Genomic DNA, 21161 nt, shown 5'->3' with positions numbered 1-21161 from the left:
CTCCCTGCGGTCGTGTCGCCCCGGTGGGCGACGACCCGCATTCAACAGCGAGCCTCGCCACCTGTCCAGACTCATCGAGGGGATTCCCCGCAGGTATGCCGTGTGCTCACGTGTGCCGCGTGCTCACCCGTGCGAGCTGCTCGCCGCCGGGTGTTCGGCCTCCGCCGCAGCTCGAAGGCCGGGTGTCGCGCCAGTGTGGGCGACTCAGACCTGGGTGCCGACGAGGGCGCCGATGCCGTAGGTGACCAGCATCGCCAGGACGCCACCGGCAACGTTGCGCAGCACCGCGGGTCGCGGAGGCGCCTCGCCGAGCCTGGCGCTTCCCCACCCGGTGAGGGCCAAGGCGGTCACGACGGCCACCGCGGTCACCCAGACGCGGGCGCCGATCGGTGGCAGCAGGATCGCTACGAGGGGCAGCAGGGCGCCGAGGGTGAACGACACCATCGACGCGAAGGCGGCGTGCCAGGGGTTGGTCAGCTCCTCCGGGTCGATGCCCAGCTCGGCCTCGGCGTGAGCGCCCAGCGCGTCGTGGGCGGTGAGCTGGCGCGCCACCTCGGCGGCGAGGCCGGGCGTGAGCCCCTTGTCCTGGTAGATCTGGGTGAGCTCCTCGAGCTCCTCCTCGGGCATGTCCCGCAGCTCGCCGCGCTCCTTGTCCAGCAAGGCCTGCTCCGTGTCACGTTGGGTGCTGACCGAGACGTACTCGCCCGCGGCCATGCTCATCGCGCCAGCGGCCAGCCCTGCGATCCCGGCCGTCGCGATGGTCGAGCGCTCGACAGTGGCGGCAGCGACACCGATCACGATGCCTGCCGTGGAGACGATGCCGTCGTTGGCTCCGAGCACGCCGGCGCGCAGCCAGTTCAGGCGGGCCCCGATGCCATGGCTGTGCTCCTCACCCTCGTGCGGCTCGAGCTCGGCGGCCACGGCCTCAGCCACCGCTGGTCGCCCCCAGCCGTGCCGATGCCTGGGCCACGCGGTGGGCGAGCTCGACGTCCAGCTGGGTGAGTCCGCCCTCGGAGTGGGTCGACAGCACGAACTTGACTGTGCGCCAACGGATGTCGATGTCTGGGTGGTGGTCCATGCCCTCGGCTTCGATCGCGACCTCGTCAACCAGTCGGATCGCCGTGGGGAAGTCCGGCGCCTCGTAGCTCGCCGAGATCTCGTCACCGTCGCGGGTCCACCCTGGCAGGTCGCCCAGCTGGCGCCCGATCTCCTCGTCAGTCAGCAGTCGGCTCATGCCTCCTACTCTGGCAAGGAAGTCCGCACCTGTCACCGAAGCCGAGCCTCACCTCACCCGCCGGCTGCGGGGGCTGCCGGTGAGACGTTCTCGGGGAAGTGGCAGGCGACCTGGTGCCGCGGGGCGAGGTCGACCAGGGGTGGTTCCTGCGTGCTGCAGATCTCCTGGGCCTTCCAGCAGCGTGTGTGGAAGCGGCAGGCCGGCGGCGGGTTGATCGGGCTCGGGACGTCGCCCTGGAGGCGGATCCTCTCGCGCTTGGTCCGGCGGCTGGTGTCCGGGATCGGCACGGCCGACAGCAGTGCGGTCGTGTAGGGGTGCATGGGGCGCGTGTAGAGGTCGTCACGGTCGGCCAGCTCGACGATCTTGCCGAGGTACATGACGGCGACGCGGTCGGACATGTGCCGCACGACCGACAGGTCGTGGGCGATAACCACGTAGGTCAGGCCGAGCTCGTTCTGGAGGTCCTCCAGCAGGTTGATGACCTGGGCCTGGATCGAGACGTCGAGGGCCGACACCGGCTCGTCGGCGACGATCAGCTTGGGCCGCAGGGCGAGCGAGCGGGCGATGCCGATGCGCTGCCGCTGGCCGCCGGAGAACTCGTGCGGGTAGCGGTTGTAGTGCTCGGGGTTGAGCCCCACCAGCTCCAGCAGCTCCTGCACCGCCTTCTTGGTGCCCTGCTTGGGCTTGACCCTCTGGAGCTGGAAGGGGGCGCCCACGATGGTGCCGACCGTGTGCCGTGGGTTCAGCGAGCCGTAGGGGTCCTGGAAGATGATCTGGACGTCACGGCGCAGCGGCCGCATCTTCCCTGTCGACAGGTGCGTGATGTCCCGGCCGTCGAACACGATCTTGCCGTCCGTGGGCTCGATCAGCCGGGTGAGCATCCGACCCGTCGTGGTCTTGCCGCAACCGGACTCGCCGACCAGCGAGAGCGTCTCGCCCCTGGCGACGTCGAAGGTGAGACCGTCGACTGCCTGCACGGCCCCGACCTGACGCTGCAGGAGCCCGCGCCTGATGGGGAAGTGCTTGGTCAGGTTGGTGACCGACAGCAGCGCATCACCGCTCGTCGCGGGCCGCGACGGCGTGGCCTCGGTGGTGTCGGACGTTGTGTTCACGATGTGGCTCCCAGGTGGGTGGGGTCAGCGATGGGTTCGTCGGGCGGCGGTGACGGGATCACAGCTTCGGGAGGATCTCCGTCTCCCAGATCCGGCCACGCTCCCCGTCGTCGAGGTGGCACGCAACGTAGTGGCCAGGAAGGGTTTCGCGAAACGCCGGGCGCTCACTCGTGGCCAGGCCGTTGGTGCGGTCCCCGAAGGCACACCGTGGGTGGAAGGGGCAGCCCGAGGGAACGTTGATCAGGCTGGGCGGAGTGCCCTTGATTGGGAGCAGGCGCTCGGTGCGTTCGCGGTCCAGCCGTGGCATCGACCCGAGGAGGCCCCAGGTGTAGGGGTGCTGCGGTCGCTCGAAGATCTCCTCGGAGGAGGAGTACTCCACGGACCGGCCGGCATACATCACCATGATGTCGTCGGCCAGCTCGGCCACGACCCCCAGGTCGTGGGTGATGATGATGACCGCCGAGTTGAACTCACTCTGGAGGTCGCGGACGAGGTCGAGGATCTGCGCCTGGACCGTGACGTCGAGTGCGGTCGTCGGCTCGTCGGCGATGAGCAGGTCTGGGTCGCACGAGAGGGCCATCGCGATCATGGCGCGCTGCCGCATCCCACCGGAGAACTGGTGGGGATAGTCGTCCACCCGCGAGCTGGGCTGGGGGATACCGACGCGCTTGAGCAGGTCGATCGCGTGCTTGCGGGCGGTCGCCTTCGGGACGTCGTTGTGGACCCGGTAGGCCTCGATGATTTGGTGGCCCACCGTGTAGAACGGGTGCATCGCCGACAGCGGGTCCTGGAAGATCATCGCCATCTTCTTGCCCCGCAGCGCCCGGATCTGGTTGGGCGTGGCGCCGACGAGCTCCTCGCCGTCGAGCAGGATGGACCCGGACATGTTGACGGTTCCCGGCTTGTGCAGGCCCATGATGGACATGCTCGTCACGCTCTTGCCGGAGCCTGACTCGCCCACGATGCCGAGCGTCTTCCCGCGGGCAAGGTCGAAGGACAGCCCGTCGACGGACTTGACCACTCCGTCGTCGGTGGGGAAGTGGACGCGCAGGTCGCGCACGGACAGGAACGCATCCTTGGCCGGCGCGCCCATACCGCCGATGCCCACCGTGTCCGGGCGGCTTGCCGTGCGGTCGGTGGTCTGGGTCATGAGGCTCGCACTCTCGGGTCGATGACGGCATACAGGAGGTCCACGACCAGGTTCGCCAGGATGATGAAGAAGGCGCCGATCAGGGTCACGCCGAGCACCTTGGGCAGGTCGTTGTTGGTCACGGCCTGCACTGCGTACTGCCCGATGCCCGGCAGGGAGAAGGTCGTCTCGGTGAGGATCGCGCCGCCGAGAAGCAGACCGAGGTCGAGGCCGAAGATGGTCAGGATCGGGGTGAGGGCCGCCCGGAGGCCGTGCTTGATGACGACGTCGCGCTCGCCGAGCCCCTTGGCCCGGGCGGTGCGGATGTAGTCCTCGTTCATGGTCTCGAGCATGCCCGCCCTGGTGAGCCGCGCGTAGGCGGCGGCATACAGGAAGGCCAGGGTGATCCACGGGAGGAGCAGGCGGTAGGCCCAGTCGAGGGGGTTGCTCGCGTCCATCGGGTTCGCGCCGCCGGGCGCAGTGATGCCGAGGGCATAGCTGAAGACGCTCAGGCTGAGCAGTCCGGTGAAGAAGATGGGGAGGGAGACGCCGGCGAGGGCGACGCCCATCATCGACCGGTCAAGGGCGGTGCCTCGGCGTAGCGCCGAGACGACACCCGTCGCCACCCCGCCGAGGAGCCACAGGAAGGCCGCGCCGGACGCGAGGGAGAGGGTGACCGGTAGCCGGTCGAGCAGATCGGGCAGCACAGGGTTCTGGCTGACGAAGGAGTACCCGAGACAGGGTGCGGGGCAGTGGTCCACACCCGCGCCCGTGCTGTAGTTGGCCCCTGCGACGATGCCCTTGGCGAACCGTCCGTACTGCTCCCAGAGGGGGTCGGTGAAGCCGAGGCGCAGGGCAGCGGCGTGGATCTGCTCCTGGCCGGCACTCTTGCCGACGTAGCGGGAGGCGAGGTCATCGGCGGTGGCGCCGCCGATACGGGGGACGAGGAAGAAGATGCAGAACACGACCGCGCTCACGATGAAGAGCAGGATCGCCGCGCCGAAGACTCGCCGGATGATGTAGGTCAGCACTGTGAGTGGCTAGACGCGGTGGCGGTCAGCCAGCCTGGCCGGCTGACCGCCACCGTGTCGACGCCCCACCTACTTTCTTGGGTGGCGTTGGTGGGTGGGAGTGGAGCTGCTACTTCTTGGACGTACCCATCGCCGTGTAGTCGTACTGGTTGAACCCGTCGTTGACGAAGATGTTCGTCAGGTTGTCGGGGCGGAAGAGCAGACCCTTCGACCAGACGCCCGGGATGACTGCGGCGTTGTCCATGACGAGCTTGTCGGCGTCGCCCCAGATCTTCTCGCGCGCGGTCTTGTCGTTCTCGGCGAGAGCCTTGTCGATCAGTGCGTCGACGGCGGGGATCTTGATACCGAGGTTGGTGTTACCCGACGGACGGATGACCCGGCTGTCGATGATCTGGCTCAGGAAGCCGAAGCCGTCCGGCCAGTCAGCGCCCCACCCGTAGATGATCAGGCCGAGCTTGTTCTTCTTGGCGTAGTCGGGCTTGCCGGCGTAGAGCTTGGTGTAGTCCGAGGTCGGGAACGGCTTGATGTTCAGCTTGATGCCGACCTTGGCCAGCGACTGCTGGAGCGACTCGGCCGTTGCCTTCTCCTTCGGGCGCTCGGCACGGTACGAGACGGTGGTCTCGAAGCCGTTCGGCTGACCGCACTTGGCGAGCGCGGCCTTGGCGCCTTCGACATCGCCTTCAGGCTTCGACTTGAAGTTGTAGAGGTCGAAGTCGACGTGACCCGGGACGACCGGCGGCATCAGGCTGGTCGCGATGTCGCCACCCGTGGCGCCACCGTAGGCGCGCTGGTAACCGGTCTTGTCGTAGGCCAGCTCGACCGCCTTGCGGCAGTCCACGTTGTCGAACGGTGCGACGTCACTGTTGATGACGGTGAACCAGGTGCGCGCGGCGGCGGCGTTGTCGGTCTTCGCCTTGAGGTCGGCGTTCGCGAGGATCTTGCCCTGCGACGCGGCCTGGACTCCGGTACCGGCGATGTCGACGTCGAGGTCACCCGCCTCGAGGCGGTTGTCGATGTCGGGCGCGTTGAGACCGAGCTCGACCGTGAGCTTGTCCGGAAGAGCCTTGCGGCCGGACTCCGGGTCGGTCTTGGGGTCGTAGTTCGGGTTGCGGTCGAGCTCGTACCGCTTGCCGAACTGGTAGGTCGTGAACTTGTACGGACCCGTCGAGATGACGTGCTCGCGGTACTTGGTACCGGTGTCCTTCGCCACGGGGACCGGCGAGGTGGCCGGGAGCTGGGCGAAGTAGTCGAACCCGGAGAAGGCCGTCTTCAGGTGGAAGACGATGGTCTTGTCGTCCGGGGTGTCGATGGCCTTCAGGTTGTCGAGGTTCTTATCCTTGTAGACCGAGTACCCCGCCGGGACGTCCGCGAGGAAGTCGTTGAAGTAGGTCGGCCCGTTCGGGAACGTGTCCTTGTCGAGCTGGCGCGCCACGGCGTACTTGACGTCCTTGGACGTGATCGCGGAGCCGTCCTCGTACTTCAGCCCGTCACGCAGGGTGTAGGTCCAGGTCTTGTTGCCGTCGCTCGCCTTGCCCAAGGACGTCGCGAGGTCCGGAACGAGCTCGGTGCCACCCGAACCGGGTGCCGACTTGAACACGACCAGGGTGCGCGCGTAGTTGCGCAGGAAGTTCCAGGAGAGTCCGTAGTACGTGTCTCCGGGGTCGACCGAGTCCCAGTCACCCGCCATACCGAAACGGAGCGTGCCGCCCTTGGTGTCGGAGGGCCGGAAGATCTTGCCAACCGCGGCGTTGGCAGCCGGCTTGGCGTCGGCTCCGCTGCTCGAGCTGCCGGAGCTGCCCGAGCCACCCGAGTTGTCGGCACACGCGGACAACCCCAGGGCAAGGGCAGATGCCGAGGCGATCGCCAGAATGCGTTTGTTCTTCATGTGTGGTTGCGCTCCTTGTTCGGTGTAGGAGGGAACTGCGTGGGTGCGGTGGGTTCTACCGCGCCCGTGGGTCGAGGGCGTCACGAAGGCCGTCCCCGAACAGATTGAAGGCCAGCACCGTCACGAAGATGGCCAGGCCGGGAGGCAGCAGGAACCAGGCGTCCACCTGGTACCACTGGGCGGCGTCGGAGAGCATGCCGCCCCAGGTGGCGCGCGGCGGCTGGACGCCGACCCCCAGGTAGGACAGTGCTGCCTCGAAGAGGATGTTCGTCGGGATGAGCAGCGTCGAGTAGACGAGGATCGGCGCGACGAGGTTGGGGAGCAGCTCCTTGACGAGCACACGCGGCGACCGTGCGCCGAGGCTGCGTGCCGCATCGACGAACTCGCGCTCGCGCAACGACAGGGTCTGTCCGCGGATGATGCGGCCGACGTAGGGCCAGTTGAAGAAGCCGATGATGAAGACGATGACGGAGATCCGCAGCGCATCGCCCCTGAGGCCGAACGCGCGGTCCGGGATCACGCCGGCGAGGGCCAGCGCGAACAACAGGATGGGGAACGCGAGGAAGATGTCCATGACGCGGCTGATGATCGTGTCGACGATCCCCCCGGCAAACCCGGCGATGGCACCGAGCGCGGTGCCGATGACCACCGAGACCAGGGTCGCCAGGAAGGCGATCAGCAGCGAGATCTGCGAGCCGTAGAGGACGCGGCTGAACAGGTCACGGCCGTTGACCGGCTCCAGGCCGAAGGGGTAGTCCGCGGAGGCGCCGCCGTACTTGCCGATCGGCACCTGCGTGTCGGGGTTGATGAGCTTCTGGTGGAACTCGTTCGGGGGGTGGCCCAGCAGGCCGACGATCAGGGGCGCGCACACCGCGATCACGATGAGGGCCAGGACGACGAGCCCACCGGCCAGCGCAAGCTTGTCGCGCTTGAGGCGACCCCACGCGATCTGGCCCAGCGAGCGCCCCTCGATCTTGCCGGCACCCTCCAGCACGCTCTCGGGCGTCGCTGTCGTGGCGCCCGGCTCGAGCTCTAGGGGAGCACTCATGGGTGGCGCACACCTCCATTGTTGACGACCGTGTCCCTGCCTGTTCGTCGGGCAGCGTAGCGTCGGACAACCCGACTGTGGGACGGAACGCGCTGAGCCCTTCGGCGCCCATCATCCGGCTCGCGTGGGTCCCTCACAACAACCTGATGCCGAATCGTGACGCGGCGACGGAGATCCTCCGGACCGCCACCGCCGGTCCACGAAATCCCGAGTCCGCGGCGAGCAGGGACAAAACTGGCACAGTGGGACGCATGACGACCCAGCCGGAGGGGGCTCGCGTGGCGGCAGTGGTCGGCGCGGCCATCGTCGACGACCTCCTGCACCCCACGGTGTTGCTGGCTGCCCGACGGACGGAGCCACCGGCGCTCGCGGGCGGCTGGGAGTTCCCCGGCGGCAAGGTCGACCCGGGGGAAACCCAGGAGGAGGCGCTGCACCGCGAGGTTCGCGAAGAGCTCGGCGTGGAGGTGGAGCTGGGCGCGCAGGTGCCGGGCCCGCTCCAGGACGGCCGCTGGCCCCTCGGCGAGGCGTTCGCCATGACGGTGTGGCTGGCTCGTGTGACCGCCGGTGTCGCGGCTCCGATCGAGGACCATGACCAGCTGCGCTGGCTGCGCCGGGAAGAGCTCCACGACGTCTCGTGGCTGCCCGCAGACCTGCCGATCGTCGACGCGATCGCGCCCCGCCTTTATCGGGTCTAGGGACAAAGGCTGCCTTCACCCCGAAACGGTTCCGGGGTGAAGTCGCCCCAAACCCCTAGACCCGATAAAGGTGAGGTATGCCGCGTGGCCCCGTGCGGCATACCTCACCACCCGTGGTGGCGGTGTGGGCGTGCTCACGCGCGCAGGCGCGCATGGTCAGCGCGTGCTCAAAAGCCTGAGACAATGGTGCTCATGCCTATGAAGACCCGCGATGACATCCGCAATGTCGCCATCGTTGCCCACGTTGACCACGGAAAGACCACTCTGGTCGACAAGATGCTCTGGCAGGCCGGTGCCTTCGGCGAGCACCAGCACGTCGACGAGCGGGCGATGGACTCCGGTGACCTGGAGCGCGAGAAGGGCATCACGATCCTCGCCAAGAACACCGCGATCCACTACGCCGGCAAGGCAGCCGCAGAGGCCGGTCTGCCCGACGGTGCCACCATCAACATCATCGACACCCCGGGTCACGCCGACTTCGGTGGCGAGGTCGAGCGCGGCCTCAGCATGGTCGACGGTGTCGTCCTCCTCGTGGACGCGTCCGAGGGGCCGCTCCCGCAGACCCGGTTCGTGCTGCGCAAGGCGCTCGCGGCCAAGATGCCCGTCGTCCTGTGCATCAACAAGGTCGACCGTCCCGACAGCCGCATCGCGGAGGTCGTGGACGAGGTCTACGAGCTGTTCATGGACCTCGACGCCGACGAGCACCAGATCGAGTTCCCCATCGTCTACGCCTCGGCCAAGAACGGCCGCGCGTCCATGAACCGCCCCGAGAACGGCGGCCTGCCGGACGCCGAGGACCTCGAGGCGCTGTTCGAGACGATCCTGTCGACGATCCCCGCCCCGGTCTACGACGACGAGGCGCCGCTGCAGGCCCACGTCACCAACCTCGACGCCTCCAACTTCCTCGGCCGTCTGGCTCTCCTGCGCGTCCACAACGGCACGATCCGCAAGGGTCAGTTCGTGGCTTGGTGCAAGGTCGACGGCACCGTCGAGCGGGTCAAGATCACCGAGCTGCTGATGACCGAGGCCCTCGAGCGCAAGCCTGCCGAGTCGGCCGGTCCCGGCGACATCATTGCCATCGCGGGCATCCCCGAGATCATGATCGGCGAGACCCTCGCCGACGCCGAGAACCCCATCCCGCTGCCCGTCATCACGGTCGACGAGCCCGCGATCTCCATGACCATCGGCACCAACACCAGCCCGATGGTCGGTCGGGTCCGTGGCTCCAAGGTCACCGCCCGCATGGTCAAGGACCGCCTCGACAAGGAGCTCGTCGGCAACGTCTCGTTGCGCGTGCTCCCCACCGAGCGCCCCGACGCCTGGGAGGTGCAGGGCCGTGGTGAGCTGGCTCTGGCGATCCTCGTCGAGCAGATGCGCCGCGAGGGCTACGAGCTGACCGTCGGCAAGCCGCAGGTGGTCACCCGCGAGGTCGACGGCAAGACCCACGAGCCGGTCGAGCGCCTCACCATCGACACGCCCGAGGAGTTCCTCGGCGCCATCACCCAGATCCTGGCCACCCGCAAGGGGCGCATGGAGCAGATGACCAACCACGGCACCGGCTGGGTCCGGATGGAGTTCCTGGTGCCGTCGCGCGGCCTCATCGGCTTCCGCACGCTCTTCCTCACCGAGACCCGCGGCACGGGCATCGCCCACCACGTGTTCGAGGACTACGAGCCGTGGTTCGGCACCATCACGACCCGCACCAGCGGCTCGCTCGTCTCCGACCGCACCGGCGTCGTGACGGCCTACGCCATGGTCAACCTGCAGGAGCGCGGCACCCTGTTCGTCGACCCGACCACCGAGGTCTACGAGGGCATGATCATCGGCGAGAACTCCCGCGCCGACGACATGGACGTCAACATCACCAAGGAGAAGAAGCTCACCAACGTGCGCGCCTCCTCCTCGGACAACTTCGAGAAGATCGTGCCCCCGCGCAAGCTGAGCCTCGAGCAGTCGCTCGAGTTCTGCCGCGAGGACGAGTGCGTCGAGGTCACACCCGAGGCGGTCCGCATCCGCAAGGTGGAGCTCGACCAGACCGTGCGCGCGCGCAGCGCGGCTCGGGCCCGCAACGCCTGAGCGCGTGCTGGGAGCGATGCAGGCACAGCGGATCCCGAGGACGGCCGCCCTCCGGGGCGGCATCCTCGGGCAACGCGTCCGCAGGGTTCAGGCCCTCGCCGTGGGGGTGGCCGTTGCCGCCCTCGGGGTGTCCGGCTGCACGGGAGTCGGGTCCGATGGCGGCGGCGGTGCCGCCGAGGCGGGCCGGTTGTCCGTCCTGAGCCTGGGACCGGTCGCGACCTGGGACCCGCAGCGCATGTCGACGGCGCAGGACATCGCCTTCGCGGGCAGGGTCTTCGTGCGCACCCTGACGGCGTTCCCGGCGGGTGCCGACGCAGCCCACCAGCGCACTGTCGAGGGTGACCTCGCCACCACGGCGGGCACGGTCGACTCCACGCTGAAGACCTGGTCCTTCACCCTCCGCAGCGGTGCGTCCTGGCAGGACGGGTCGCCGGTCACGTGCGAGGACCTGCGCTATGGCGCCTCCCGGTCCTTCGCGGAGCCGTTTGCCTCCGAGGGCCTGAACTACCCGCTGGCCTACCTCGACATCCCCCGCAAGGCGGACGGGTCCTCCAGCTACTCCGGTCCCGATGCCAAGGACCCCAAGGGGCAGGCGGCCTTCGACAAGGCGGTGTCCTGCGACGGCTCGACCGTCACCTACCGGCTGAGCACGCCGATGGCCGACTTCAACCAGGTCGTCGCACTGCCCGTCTTCGCCCCCTTCAAGCAGTCGCAGGACAAGGGCAAGGACGGCACCTATGCCGTGTTCTCCAACGGCCCCTACCAGCTCAAGACGCCCTGGGACCCGAGCTCCGGCGGCACCTTCGTGCGAAACCCCAAGTGGGACAAGGGATCTGACCCCATTCGCCAAGGGCGGCCGACGTCCATCGACTACGTCGAGGGCACGGAGTCGCAGACCGCGGTGCAACGGGTGGTCAACGACGACGAGGCAAACCGACAGTCGCTGACCCTCGACTCGGCGCCCCCGGCGATGCAGCAGCACATCCTCTCCGACGCAGCCCTCTCGGCCCGGTCGGTGAACCCTTCGGCACAGTTCGTGGACTACCTGGCCCCCAACCAGGTCAAGGGCGTGATGCGCAACGCCAAGGTGCGCCAGGCCTTTGCCCTCGCGACGAACCGCGAGGGGTACGTCACGGCTCTGGGCGGCGCGAGCGCAGCCAGCGCGGCCCACACGCTCATCGGTCCCTCCCTGCCCGGACACAGCGACGTCGACCCGGTCGGGTCAGGTCCGTCCGGTGACGCCGCGCGGGCCCGGGCGGCGCTGCAGGAGTCGGGACTCACCCTGCCGGTGAAGGTCCGCGTCGCCTACCGGTCGACCCCCACGTCCGACAAGGCACTGGCCGCCCTCGTGAACGGGTGGGAGGAGGCGGGTTTTGCCATCCAGCTCCAGCCGATCGCCAAGGACTACTTCGCCGAGGTGTCGGCTCCCGGACGCACTGACCAGACCGATGTGTTCTGGGCCAACTGGGCGCCCGCATGGCCCTCCGCCTCCACGGTGATCCCGCCCCTGTTCGACAGCCGGATCAACGTGACCAAGAACGGCAACGGCCGCGACTTCGGCGGCTTCTCCGACCCGGCGGTCAACCAGGAGATCACCCGCATCGGGGCCCTGCACGACCTCAGCAGCCAGGCGACGGCGTGGGCAGCCCTGGACGCGTCGTTGGCCGAGCGCGGCGCCTTCATCGCCCTCGCGCAGCGCAAGGCGCTCTACGTCGCCGGCAGCTCGGTGACCGGCCTGGGCGCCAACGAGGCGCTGGGCGGGTTCGTCGACCTCGCCACGGTGGGTGTGAAATAGCGCCGTGACCGTCCCCGCCCAGCCGCTGCTATTCGTCCACGCCCACCCCGACGACGAGACGCTGACGGCTGGCCTCACGATGGCCCACTACGTGCGGGCCGGTCACCCCGTGCACGTGCTGACGTGCACGCTGGGCGAGGAGGGTGAGGTGATCCCGCCCGGGCTCCAGCACCTGGATGCGGCGCACGAAGACGCGCTCGGGCCCCATCGCCTCGCCGAGCTGCGGGCCGCCATGGAGACGCTCGGGGTCACCCACGAGGTGCTGGGGGAGGACGCCGAGACGGGCGCACTGTCGCGTTACCGCGACTCCGGCATGGCCGGCACGCCCAGCGCCGCCAACCCTCGCGCGTTCGTCAACGCCGACCTCGGCGAGGCCGCCGACCTGGTCGCCGGCGTCGTGCGCCGGGTCGGGCCGGTCGTCGTCGTCACCTACGACGAGCAGGGCGGCTACGGCCACCCCGACCACATCCAGACCCATCGGGTCACCTGCGCGGCCCTCCGTGCCCTGCCCGAGGACGAACGACCGCCCTTGTATGCCGTGCTGACGCCGGCCTCATGGGCCCGTGAGGACCGCGAGTGGCTGGCCGAGCACCCGCCCGTCGGGACCGGCTGGTCGCTGCCCGACCCCGACGGGGAGTACCCGCCGTCGGTCGTGGCCGACGCCCTGGTGACCCACGAGGTGGTCGACCCCGCCTTGGTGCCCGTGCAGGCAGACGCCCTGCGGCACCACGTCACGCAGGTCACCGTGGCCGACACGGGAGACGTGTACGCCCTGTCGAACGACATCGCCGCCCGGATCCCCGGGCGAGAGGGTTTCGCGCTGCTCGACCCGGTCACCGGACGGCTGGCGACAGCCGGGGCGTACGACGAGGCGGCAGGCGCCGCGGGGGCGACCACGCGGCATACCGGGCTTCTCGCTGGGCTTCTCGCTGGGCCGCTGGATGGGCCGCGATGAGCCCGCTGGACGCTGCGGGGGACTCCGCGCTGCCGCTGGGCGTGGGCCCGGTCGACCCCGACCAGTTCCGGCTGGCCATGGGGCGGTTCGCCACGGGGGTCGCCGTCCTGACGACCTTCAGCGGGGGACACGACCACGCGATGACCGCCAACGCCCTCACCTCGGTGTCGATGGACCCGATGCTCCTGCTCGTGTGCGTCGAGGTGGATGCGCGGTTCCACGACGCGATCATCGACTCGGGGGTCTGGGGAGTCAGCGTGCTGGGGGCGGCGCAGCGGCCCGTGGCGGACTGGTTGTCCACGCAGGGGCGACCGCTGCACGGCCAGCTCGACCGGATCGCGCACGGTCGAGGTCCGGCCACCGGCGTCGCGCTGCTGAGTGACGCGCTCGCCACCATCGAGCTGCGCACCACGGCCGTGCACCCGGCGGGAGACCACAGCGTCGTCCTGGGCGAAGTAGTGTCGCTGTCGAGCAACGAGCACCCCGCAGATGCGCTGGTGTACTACCGCAGCCGCTACCAGGCGCTGAAGTGATGGGAGTCCACCCGTGAAGGACAGCGGTTCATCGGCGCTGCGTCTCGGGGTCGCCGTGGCGGTCCTGCTGGCCGCCTACCTGGGCATGGCCTGGTTCCTCGGCCGGCACATCCCCGCCAACTCGACGGTCGCGGGCGTGCCCGTGGGCGGCATGTCGCCCCACTCGGCCGAGAGCACGCTGCGCCGGGCCCTGGGGGCCAAGGAGTCCGCCAAGCTGACCCTCAAGGCCGGTGACAAGACCTTCGAGATCGACCCCAGGTCTGCCGGGCTCGCCATCGACTACGCCGGCACGGTCGACGGGCTTTCCGGCTTCAGCGCCCAGCCGGCGGACCTCTGGGACAAGCTCACGGGCGGCTCGGACGAGAAGCTGCGAACCACTGTGGACCGGCCTCGGCTCGAGGCGGCGGTGAAGGGGGCCGAGGCGACCCTGGACACCCCCGTCGTGCAGGCTGCCATCACGTTCCCGGGTGGGAAGGTCGCCGTCGTCAAGCCCGAGACTGGCGCCACGCTCTCGGTCGCCGAGACCGCCGACGAGATCGTTGCGCGATGGCCGACCACGTCAGGGATCGCTCCCCGCCTGCACCAGGTTGCCCCCGCGGTGTCGGCCGAGGAGGTCGACCGGGCCGTGGCCGAGTTCGCCAACCCAGCCATGTCGGGCCCCGTGACGGTCAAGGTCGGCGCCAAGTCTTTCGCCGTCGCGCCCGCTGCCTACGCGCCCAGCATCTCGATGCAGGCCGACCCCACGGGCAAGCTCGCACCGGTGGTCGACAACGCGAAGCTCGTTGCGGCAGTGCGCAAGGCTGCCGCGGCCGCCGGTCTCGAGGCGAAGCCCAGAGACGCCAAGATCACCTTCAAGGGCACCAAGGTCGTCGTGGTCCCTGCCGCTGCTGGGGCGACCCTCGAGGAGAAGTCTGTGGTCGCGGCCTTCGTCCCGGCCATGACCGACCCGGCCCGGACCGCAACGGTCGTCACGACGGTCGTGCAGCCCAAGCTGACGACTGCGGAGGCCGAGAAGATCAAGCCGCGTGAGGTGGTCTCGACCTTCACGACCAACTTCCCCTACAACCCGCCGCGCACCAACAACATCACGATCGCGGCGCGCACCCTGAACGGCACCTACGTCGGTCCCGGCGAGCAGTTCAGCCTCAACGCCACGCTGGGCCAGCGCACGGCGGCCAAGGGGTACATGTCGGCCCCCGTCATCGAGGACGGCCGGCTGAAGAAGGACTACGGCGGCGGCGTCTCGCAGGTGTCCACGACGACGTTCAACGCTGCCTTCTTCTCCGGTGTGCGGATCGACCAGTACCTGCCGCACAGCTTCTACATCTCGCGCTACCCCGAGGGCCGCGAGGCGACGGTCTCCTGGCCGGACGTGGACCAGAAGTGGACCAACGACACCGGCTACGGGATCCTCATCCAGGCCTCGGTGTCCTCGAGCTCCATCACCGTGACCTTCCACGGCACGAAGGTCTGGGACATCGAGTCCGTGAAGGGCCCGCGCCGCAACGTCGTGCAGCCCAAGACCATCGTCGACGACCGGCCGGGCTGCGTCACGCAGTCGGCGAGCACCGGCTTCGACGTGACGGTCACGCGGGTCTTCAAGAAGGGCGGCAAGACGGTGAAGACGTCCAGCTTCTCGACGCACTACATCCCCGAGGACAAGGTCACCTGCACGCACCCCAGCGCCGGCTGACGTCTCGACGGCTGACGTCTCGGCGGCTGAGGTCAGCTCACGAGGTGGGCATAGGGGTCGGGACGCTCGGACTCGCTGCGCAGCACGCAGAACTCGTTGCCCTCGGGGTCGGCCAGGGTGACCCAGCCCGTGCCCGGACCGTGGTGGTCGCGCAGGTCGTCGACCAGCGTGGCTCCGTCGGCGAGCAGCCGTTCGACCTCCTCGTTCATCGTCCGGTCGGTCGGCCAGAGGTCGAAGTGGATCCGGTTCTTGACGGTCTTGCCCTCGGGCACCTCGATGAACAGCACCCGTTGGCGCCCGTCGGGGGAGAAGATCATGCACTCCTCGTGACCGGGGAGGTTGGGGTCGCGCGGGTCCTCCGAGAACCCGAGGAGGCGGCCCCACCAGACGGACTGGTCGTGGGCGTTGGCTGAGTCGACGGTCGTGTGCGAGATGCGGGAGGTCATGCGACGACTCTGTCGGCCGGGGCCACCTGTGCGCCAGCCGGTTTCGGCTGCGGTCACTGCTGCGTGAGGTAGACGTAGGACGAGTGCACGTCGAAGCCGAGCCGTCGGTAGAGCCGGATGGCGGTGTCGTTGTCGTGCTCCACCTGGAGGTGGATCAGGGCGACGTCCTCGTGGCGCAGGAAGGCGGCCAGGGCGGCGGTGAGGTGCGCGGCCAGGCCGCGTCCCCGGTATGCCGGGTCCGTCCAGACCGCGCCCAGCCCCGCCCAACCGGCGCCGATCCCCAGTCGTGCCAACGCGATCGGCGTGGTGCCTGCCGCGCCGGGCGCACGCAGGCCCAGCTGCTGCGAGAGCCCGCCACCGGGAGCGATGCTGGCGAAGACGACCCGGGGGCTGTCGCGCAGCACCGTCTCGGTGGCGCCGGGCACCGTGGCCCGGGTGCGCCGGTAGGCCTCCAGCCACTCCGGCGTGAGCTCGTCGCTGAGGGTCAGGCTCGGACCCCCGGGGTCGGCGGCCGCGATGGTCTCGCGGGCTGCCGTCAGGTTCAGGGTGCGGCTCCCCGCGGCATAGCCCCGGGCGACGAGCAGCGCGCCCAACGGGTCGCCTGCGGGGTCGAAGCCCTGCGGCCCCGCGAGGGCGAACTTCGCTGGGAGGCCGCGCGCGGCATACCAGGCCTCGACCTCGCTGACGGCGTCCTCGAGGGGCTTGCCGGGGCTGCCGACGGGCACCACGGAGTTGCCGCGCTGGGTGTAGCCGGCGGAGGCGCGGAGCACCCAGTCCCCCAGGGTGCCCCGTTCGACGGCACCCCAGGAGGGGGTCATCACGCGCTGGAGGTCCTCGATCGACAGGGCGAGGTGCGCTGCGCCGCGGCGCGAGGGTTTCGGAGGGACCTCCTTGGCCGCGGTGATCCGGTCCACCGCGATGGTGACGGGGCCGCGCGAGGTCTCGACCGACACGGTGTCGGCATCGCGTCCGACGAGGGTGCCGACGCTGTCGGTGAGGGTCGCTCCGGTGGCCGCGTCGGGGTTCTCCAGTCGCCACCTGACCACGACTCGGGACCCGAGGGGGAGGTTGCTGACGTCGGTCGACATGGGCCGCATAGTATGTGCGCCATGACGTACGTGATCGCCCAGCCTTGTGTGGACCTCAAGGACAAGGCCTGCATCGAGGAATGTCCGGTCGACTGCATCTACGAAGGTGAGCGGTCGCTCTACATCCACCCCGACGAGTGCGTCGACTGCGGTGCCTGCGAGCCGGTCTGCCCGGTCGAGGCGATCTACTACGAGGACGACACCCCCGAGCAGTGGGCCGACTACTACAAGGCCAACGTCGAGTTCTTCGACGACCTCGGCAGCCCCGGCGGTGCGGCCAAGCTCGGCCTGATCCCCAAGGACCACCCGCTGATCGCCGACCTGCCGCCGCAGTCCCACGACGAGTGATCGACGGGTGATCGGCGGCGAGGGCCTGCGCGCCCTGCCTGACTTTCCCTGGGACTCGCTCGCTCCGTACAAGGAGCGGGCGAGTCTCGCTGTTGGGGGACCGGCCGGTGGCTTGGTGGACCTGTCCGTCGGCACGCCCGTGGACCCGACACCCGCCGTCGTCCAGGAGGCGCTGCGTGCCGCCTCCGACGCGCCGGGCTACCCGCAGACCTACGGCACGCCCGCGCTGCGCGAGGCGGTGGCGGCGTGGTTCGCCCGACGTCGCGGCGTGCCTGGCGTCGACCCGGACGGGGTCCTGCCGACCATCGGCTCCAAGGAGCTGGTGGCCTGGTTGCCGACCCTGCTGGGCCTGGGTGCCGGTGACATCGTGGGCTTCCCGGGCGTGGCCTACCCGACCTACGACGTCGGTGCTCGGCTGGCCGGGGCGCGACCCCAGGTGGTCGACGGACTCGCCGCGCTGGGACCGCTGACCCCCGCCACGACGCCGAAGCTGTTGTGGCTCAACAGTCCCAGCAACCCGACCGGTCGCGTCCTGGGTGTGTCGCACTTGGCCAAGGTCGTCGCCTGGGCTCGCCAGCACGGTGTGGTCGTGGCCAGTGACGAGTGCTACGCCGAGCTCGACTGGCGGCCCGATTCCGAGCGCGACCCCGACGTCCCCACGACGCCGAGCATCCTCGACCCGCGGGTCTGCGGTGACAGCCACGAGGGACTGCTGGCGGTCTACTCGCTGAGCAAGCAGTCCAACCTCGCGGGCTACCGAGCAGCCTTCGTGGCCGGCGACGTGACGTTGGTTCGCCGACTGCTCGAGGTGCGCAAGCACGCCGGGATGATCGTGCCGTGGCCGGTGCAGCAGGCCCTCACGGTCGCCCTCGGCGACGACGCCCACGTCGCCGAGCAGAAGGCCCGGTATGCCGCGCGGCGCACCACCCTCCGTGCCGCCGTCGAGGCCTTCGGCCTGCGGGTGGAGCACTCCGACGCCGGCCTCTACCTGTGGGCGACTCGGGGCGAGGACGCCTGGGTGACCATCGGCGCGCTGGCCGCCCGCGGCATACTGGCGGCTCCTGGCAGCTTCTATGGCGCCGCTGGCCGCGAGCACGTGCGCATCGCCCTCACCGCCACCGACGAACGCATCGCCGCGGCCGCCGAGCGTCTCGCCAGGTAGCCGGGCCGATTCCCGACAGCCCCGTGAGTTGGGGTAGCGTCGCAGTGCGCGAGAAGCGCCCGGCACGCACACCAGATCGGGGCGCCCGCACGACGTGGAGGATGGATTTCGGATGACAGACGCAACCGCTGGCGCCACCCTGACGGCCGGGGGCAAGACCCTCGAGCTCCCGCTGGTCAAGGCAGCCGAGGGCAACGACGGCTACGACGTCTCCAAGCTGATGAAGGTGACGGGCAACGTCACCCTGGACTCCGGGTTCGTCAACACCGCGTCGTGCAGCAGCGCGATCACCTACATCGACGGTGACGAGGGCATCCTGCGCTACCGCGGCTACCCGATCGAGCAGCTTGCCGAGAAGTCGAGCTTCCTCGAGGTGTCGTACCTCCTGATCTACGGCGAGCTGCCGAGCCAGACCCAGCTCGACGACTTCGACCAGAAGATCCGGCGCCACACGCTGCTGCACGAGGACCTCAAGGCGTTCTTCGGCGGCTTCCCGCGCGACGCCCACCCGATGCCGGTGCTGTCGTCCGCCGTGTCCGCGCTGTCGACGTTCTACCAGGACAGCCTCGACCCGTTCGACAAGGAGCAGGTCGAGATCTCGACGGTCCGCCTGCTGGCCAAGCTGCCGACCATCGCGGCCTACGCCTACAAGAAGTCGGTCGGCCAGCCGTTCCTCTACCCCGACAACTCGCTGTCGCTGCCCGAGAACTTCCTGCGCATGACGTTCGGCTTCCCGGCCGAGCCGTACGACATGGACGAGGACATGGTCAAGGCCCTCGACCTGCTCCTGATCCTGCACGCCGACCACGAGCAGAACTGCTCCACGTCGACCGTCCGTCTCGTCGGCTCGTCGAACGCCAACCTCTTCGCCTCGGTCTCGGCCGGCATCAACGCGCTGTTCGGCCCGCTGCACGGTGGGGCCAACCAGGCGGTCCTGGAGATGCTCAACACGATCCACCAGGACGGTGGCAACGTCGACACCTTCGTCAAGAAGGTCAAGAACAAGGAGGACGGGGTCAAGCTGATGGGCTTCGGCCACCGGGTCTACAAGAACTACGACCCGCGCGCCGCCATCATCAAGAAGACCGCCGACAAGATCCTCACCAAGGACGGCGTCTCCGACCCCCTGCTCGACATCGCGCTCCAGCTCGAGCAGCGGGCCCTGGAGGACGACTACTTCGTGGAGCGCAAGCTCTACCCGAACGTCGACTTCTACACCGGCCTGATCTACAAGTCGATGGGCTTCCCCGAGCGCATGTTCACCGTGCTGTTCGCCCTCGGCCGCCTCCCGGGCTGGATCGCCCAGTGGCGCGAGATGATCGAGGACCCGCAGACCAAGATCGGCCGCCCGCGCCAGATCTACACCGGTGCGACCGAGCGCGACTACGTCGCCATGGGCGGCCGCTGACCCTCCCTGCTTCTGCAGCAACCTTTGCTAGCAAAGGTTGGGTGATGGTGGACAGGTTGCAACCCGTCCACCATTGACTTCCCTGTGCTGGGACGCGCCGGGATAGGGCGTTGCCGAGCTCCCTGGTATGCCGCGTGCTCACGTCAGGCCGGGCGGCGCAGCCTTGCGCGCGCCACGGCTGCGTCGATTCGCTCCCGGACGAGGGGGAGGTTGTCGACCTCTGACCAGGTGAACCGGACGAACTCGTGGGCCGACCTACGAAGGACGTCCTCCTCGCGACGCTTCTCTGCGGCGAGGTTCTGACGGTGGGCGGCGGCGCTGCCCTCAGCGGCGGTCGGTGTGGCCAGCGCGTACTTGCCCAACCCATCGAACTCCACGACGACAGGATCCTCGTCCAGGAGGAAGTCACCGCGGTATCCGCGACCACCCGGTAGGGGTGCCTGTGGAGTGAACCGATAGCCGATCAGACGCATCGTGTGGGCCAACCTGGTCTCCCCGGGGGATTCGTGGCGGTGGTCAGCCTTGGCGAGCAGCGCCCGCACCGTGGGGATCCCGGGGTGGTGGGCATGCTGGGCGATCGCCGTTGCGAGGGCTTCTTCGGTGACAAGCTCATGGTGCAGTGCGAAATCAGCCGCGATGAGGCTGTCCATCGGCGCCCGGCGGGCGTGGTCGTCGGTGGGGTAGAGCCCAACCTGCACCACGGCCTGCGCCAAGGGGACGGTCTGGAAGCCTTCCGTCGTCGTCACGGGCGCCTGGACGATCTGGGGGTGGATGACCGCCGATCGACGGTGCCGGGTGTGGTTCGTTCTTGTCCGACTGACATGGGCCGTGCCGAGGTCCGCCTGCCACAGCGGTATCCCATGCAGGACCAGGGCGGACTGGTGACTGGCTACCACCCGTCCCTCGAACGATTTCAGCAGTGCGATGGCAAGCAGGCGATGTTGGAGCCGAGCCTGTTCGAAGGCGTCCGCACCCTCCCACGGCGCCCGTTCCTGACCGGGTGCGCGCACGGCATACCAGCCTCGAATAACGCGGCGGATGGCGCCGGCCTTCACCAGTCGGTGCAAACCAGAGGGGTCCACTCCGATCGACGCAGCGGCGGCGGCGGACACGAGGTCGTGCTCCGCGAGGTCGTGCAGGTCCATGTCGCGAGCGTGCCAGAAATCGCCAAGGCGCTCTGAGGTCCCTGTGGACAACCAGCTGTCGGAGCACGACCCAGCACAGGAAACTTGTTCGCGGACATGGTGCAACCTGAGCGCCTGCGAGCAACCTTTGCTAGCTGTACTGACCGGACAGGTTGGTCAAGCGGGTGATGGGTGGCTTGTTCCCGCAGGCGGTGTGGGGTCGGTGGTGGTTGTACTCGTGGATCCATGCTGACAGGGCGGCTCGTCGCTCGGCTTCGGATTCGTAGCAGCGGGCGTAGCCCCACCCGTCGGCCAGGGTGCGGTGGAAGCGCTCGATCTTGCCGTTGGTCTGTGGGCGGTAGGGGCGGGTCTTGCTGACCTTGATGCCCAGCTCGCCGC

At 69.1% G+C, this 21161-nt stretch carries 20 protein-coding genes; 9 read left to right on the top strand and 11 right to left on the bottom strand.

From position 1 onward, the window contains the following. Positions 1 to 204: 204 nt before the first annotated feature. From AC1DWP_RS05465 to AC1DWP_RS05435, 7 genes are all read right to left on the bottom strand, one after another. The gene (locus AC1DWP_RS05465; protein WP_477613459.1) at positions 205 to 933 is read right to left on the bottom strand and encodes a VIT1/CCC1 transporter family protein; all 729 of its coding nucleotides are present in this window, start codon (positions 931 to 933) and stop codon (positions 205 to 207) included. Continuing rightward, entirely contained in the window at positions 926 to 1234 is a 309-nt protein-coding gene (locus AC1DWP_RS05460; protein ID WP_477613458.1) for a 4a-hydroxytetrahydrobiopterin dehydratase, read from the bottom strand. Before AC1DWP_RS05460 ends, AC1DWP_RS05465 begins: the two co-directional genes overlap by 8 nt. Before the next feature lie 53 nt (positions 1235 to 1287). After that, positions 1288 to 2346 (bottom strand): ABC transporter ATP-binding protein, encoded by a 1059-nt coding sequence (locus tag AC1DWP_RS05455; protein WP_477613457.1) that lies wholly within the window; start codon positions 2344 to 2346, stop codon positions 1288 to 1290. 58 nt (positions 2347 to 2404) lie between these two features. Beyond that, positions 2405 to 3496 (bottom strand): ABC transporter ATP-binding protein, encoded by a 1092-nt coding sequence (locus AC1DWP_RS05450; protein WP_477613456.1) that lies wholly within the window; start codon positions 3494 to 3496, stop codon positions 2405 to 2407. Continuing rightward, a complete protein-coding gene (locus AC1DWP_RS05445) occupies positions 3493 to 4506 on the bottom strand; it encodes an ABC transporter permease (protein ID WP_477613455.1) in 1014 nt (337 codons plus the stop codon). The genes AC1DWP_RS05450 and AC1DWP_RS05445 overlap by 4 nt, the downstream gene beginning before the upstream one ends. A 109-nt stretch (positions 4507 to 4615) precedes the next feature. Then, positions 4616 to 6391: an ABC transporter substrate-binding protein gene (locus AC1DWP_RS05440; protein WP_477613454.1), complete on the bottom strand. Its 1776-nt coding sequence runs from the start codon at positions 6389 to 6391 to the stop codon at positions 4616 to 4618. Positions 6392 to 6446: 55 nt separating this feature from the next. Further along, positions 6447 to 7439 (bottom strand): ABC transporter permease, encoded by a 993-nt coding sequence (locus AC1DWP_RS05435; protein ID WP_477613453.1) that lies wholly within the window; start codon positions 7437 to 7439, stop codon positions 6447 to 6449. A 251-nt stretch (positions 7440 to 7690) separates the two neighbouring features. On the opposite strand from AC1DWP_RS05435, the gene AC1DWP_RS05430 reads away from it, so the two are divergent. The 6 genes from AC1DWP_RS05430 (at position 7691) to AC1DWP_RS05405 (ending at position 15186) form a co-directional block, all read left to right on the top strand. Then, on the top strand, positions 7691 to 8134 hold the full coding sequence (locus AC1DWP_RS05430) for a (deoxy)nucleoside triphosphate pyrophosphohydrolase (protein WP_477613452.1): 444 nt from the start codon (positions 7691 to 7693) through the stop codon (positions 8132 to 8134). Between the two features lie 192 nt (positions 8135 to 8326). Continuing rightward, positions 8327 to 10210 (top strand): translational GTPase TypA, encoded by a 1884-nt coding sequence (gene typA, locus AC1DWP_RS05425; protein ID WP_477613451.1) that lies wholly within the window; start codon positions 8327 to 8329, stop codon positions 10208 to 10210. Between the two features lie 16 nt (positions 10211 to 10226). Then, positions 10227 to 12005 carry an ABC transporter substrate-binding protein gene (locus AC1DWP_RS05420; protein WP_477613450.1) on the top strand — a complete coding sequence of 593 codons (1779 nt, stop codon included), beginning with the start codon at positions 10227 to 10229 and terminating at the stop codon, positions 12003 to 12005. Between the two features lie 4 nt (positions 12006 to 12009). Further along, complete coding sequence (gene mshB, locus AC1DWP_RS05415) at positions 12010 to 12960, top strand: N-acetyl-1-D-myo-inositol-2-amino-2-deoxy-alpha-D-glucopyranoside deacetylase (protein WP_477613449.1); 951 nt, start codon at positions 12010 to 12012, stop codon at positions 12958 to 12960. Then, entirely contained in the window at positions 12957 to 13493 is a 537-nt protein-coding gene (locus tag AC1DWP_RS05410) for a flavin reductase family protein (protein ID WP_477613448.1), read from the top strand. Before mshB ends, AC1DWP_RS05410 begins: the two co-directional genes overlap by 4 nt. Positions 13494 to 13506: 13 nt before the next feature. Continuing rightward, positions 13507 to 15186: a VanW family protein gene (locus AC1DWP_RS05405; RefSeq protein WP_477613447.1), complete on the top strand. Its 1680-nt coding sequence runs from the start codon at positions 13507 to 13509 to the stop codon at positions 15184 to 15186. A gap of 32 nt (positions 15187 to 15218) precedes the next feature. Here AC1DWP_RS05405 and AC1DWP_RS05400 read toward each other — a convergent pair whose 3' ends face one another. Continuing rightward, a complete protein-coding gene (locus AC1DWP_RS05400; protein ID WP_477613446.1) occupies positions 15219 to 15632 on the bottom strand; it encodes a VOC family protein in 414 nt (137 codons plus the stop codon). A gap of 53 nt (positions 15633 to 15685) precedes the next feature. Then, the gene (locus AC1DWP_RS05395; RefSeq protein ID WP_477613445.1) at positions 15686 to 16720 is read right to left on the bottom strand and encodes a GNAT family N-acetyltransferase; all 1035 of its coding nucleotides are present in this window, start codon (positions 16718 to 16720) and stop codon (positions 15686 to 15688) included. A gap of 21 nt (positions 16721 to 16741) precedes the next feature. Here AC1DWP_RS05395 and fdxA point away from each other — a divergent pair, with 21 nt between their 5' ends. The 3 genes from fdxA (at position 16742) to AC1DWP_RS05380 (ending at position 19638) form a co-directional block, all read left to right on the top strand. Further along, positions 16742 to 17068 (top strand): ferredoxin, encoded by a 327-nt coding sequence (fdxA, locus tag AC1DWP_RS05390; protein ID WP_066673553.1) that lies wholly within the window; start codon positions 16742 to 16744, stop codon positions 17066 to 17068. Positions 17069 to 17075: 7 nt separating this feature from the next. After that, positions 17076 to 18230, top strand: coding sequence for a succinyldiaminopimelate transaminase (gene dapC / locus AC1DWP_RS05385; protein WP_477613444.1), 1155 nt, complete (start codon positions 17076 to 17078; stop codon positions 18228 to 18230). Between the two features lie 112 nt (positions 18231 to 18342). Then, positions 18343 to 19638, top strand: coding sequence for a citrate synthase (locus tag AC1DWP_RS05380; protein ID WP_477613443.1), 1296 nt, complete (start codon positions 18343 to 18345; stop codon positions 19636 to 19638). Between the two features lie 143 nt (positions 19639 to 19781). Here AC1DWP_RS05380 and AC1DWP_RS05375 read toward each other — a convergent pair whose 3' ends face one another. Both AC1DWP_RS05375 and AC1DWP_RS05370 read right to left on the bottom strand, forming a co-directional pair. Continuing rightward, positions 19782 to 20783, bottom strand: coding sequence for a type IV toxin-antitoxin system AbiEi family antitoxin domain-containing protein (locus tag AC1DWP_RS05375; protein WP_477613442.1), 1002 nt, complete (start codon positions 20781 to 20783; stop codon positions 19782 to 19784). A gap of 130 nt (positions 20784 to 20913) precedes the next feature. Beyond that, a partial coding sequence (locus tag AC1DWP_RS05370) for an integrase core domain-containing protein (RefSeq protein WP_477613441.1) occupies positions 20914 to 21161 on the bottom strand: 248 nt, incomplete at its 5' end.

Source organism: Pedococcus sp. P2_F6, assembly GCF_056403675.1.
Note: the sequence above shows the minus strand (reverse complement) of the source record. Positions and strands in the feature narration are given on the sequence as shown.